Consider the following 1,825-nt stretch of genomic DNA (forward strand, 5'->3'; position numbering starts at 1 on the left):
CATCTTATTTAGAGAACACAATCTACCATGACAATCCCTCTGTTTTGCATTTGCAAAACATCTCCCTTTACACAAGGGAGACTGGCGAATATGTACAAATTTAGGGTAACTACATAGGATAAAATTACAACAAACTTTTGGCTTACAGTCGTAGGGCTTCACTACAAAAGTTTTTTACAAAAAACTTTTGCATAAGTTCACATTAGCAAATCAAACTTCGCCTATGGCTCGTTTTCTTTGATGTTCACTTAATTGTTCGCCTGTAATGAAAGTGTGATACCTATGGGATTATTGTCCTGTTTACAGGCTATAAATTTATAATAACTACATAGGGCAAAATACCTATATAAAGGTTAGTTTGTAACGGGACATCAATGATGTCCCCTACACCTGTAACTCATAATTTTTCTTATATTTTATAGTTAGAAATAAAGGAAAGTTTCAGCTAATATGGAATTGTAAATGAATTTACAATTCCAATCACTCCTTCCGTCTTTGCATACGCAAAGCCACCTCCCTCAGCGAGGGAGGCAACAAGGTCTGTACAATTTTTTAATTATGTACAAACTTGTAAATTTGTACATATTACGCTTGGCTCCTTAGATTGTCAAACCAAGTGCAACACTTTGATAAAAATAGTCAATAGGAGAAAGAAGGTCTAAACATTTTCTAGGTCTATTATTGATTTTATCAAGAACTGCATCAAGTTGTACTCTTGTAATCTTTCTGAAATCAGTACCTCTTGGAAAGAAAAATCTTAATAAACCATTGATATTTTCATTTGAACCTCTTTGCCAAGGTGCATGAACATCTGCAAAGTATATTTCCAAATCTAAATCTTTCTCAATATCAGCATATCCATTAAACTCAGAACCATTATCTAAAGTCAATGTAAGTGGTTTAATTTTTAAAGAAGCTTTTTCAAATGCTTCTCTAAAAGCCTCATTAATTGATAAAATAGATTTATCCTTACAGGTAGCAGCTACAAGATATCTTGACTTTCTATCAATAGCAGTAACAAGATATCCTTTACCTACTGAACCGTAAATTGTATCTCCCTCATAATCACCAAATCTTCCTCTTTCATCAACTACAGAATCACGATTGTGAATTGATTTATCAGGATGTTTAGTGTAGGATTTACGCTCAGTTATATAAGGTCTGCCTCTTCTTCTAAGATGTGATTTAGCTGTAATTCCAGAAAACAAATTATCATAAATGCCACGATAAATTGAAGAAAAAGAAATCTTAATATTATGATTTATATTCCATGTTTTAGCTATTATTTCCGGTGACCAAAAGGAAAGTAATTTATCAAATACATAATTATATATATCTGTGTAAATGAGTAAATTATTTTTCCTATGGCAATTTTTTCGCCTTGATAAATATTTAACATGTGCACCCCATGAACGATAGTGTTTTCGCCTTTTACTAAAGTTTCTTTTTAACTCTCTACTGATTGTAGAAGGACTTCGTCCAAGTATTTTTGCAATTTTTCTAATACTATAACCTTTTTCGTGAAGTTCTTGTAGACTTTCTCTTTCAATTAGTGTAAGATGTGTATATGACAATATGTTTACCCCCGTACTATGTTGGTGTTGCAACTACATTTTACACCGTGGTTTACATATTGTCTATTTTTTTAGTGTTGCACTTGTTATTATAATCTGCCCTCCCTTGTGTAAAGGGAGGGGAACCACGAAGTGGTGGAAGGATTGTTTTGGTAGGCACTTTAGATTATATAAGATTTATTCGATATATGATGTAGGGAACGAACACTGTTCGTTCCTATATTTATAGATAACTTTTATCTAATCGTACA

At 32.5% G+C, this 1,825-nt stretch carries 1 protein-coding gene; it reads right to left on the reverse strand.

Annotated elements, in window-relative coordinates:
* Positions 1 to 599: 599 nt before the first annotated feature.
* Positions 600 to 1,574: an IS30 family transposase gene (locus tag WMO18_RS10935; RefSeq protein ID WP_211148683.1), complete on the reverse strand. Its 975-nt coding sequence runs from the start codon at positions 1,572 to 1,574 to the stop codon at positions 600 to 602.
* Between the last annotated feature and the right edge of the window lie 251 nt (positions 1,575 to 1,825).

The organism is Ruminococcoides intestinihominis (genome assembly GCF_040096285.1).
GTDB lineage: Bacteria > Bacillota > Clostridia > Oscillospirales > Acutalibacteraceae > Ruminococcoides > Ruminococcoides intestinihominis.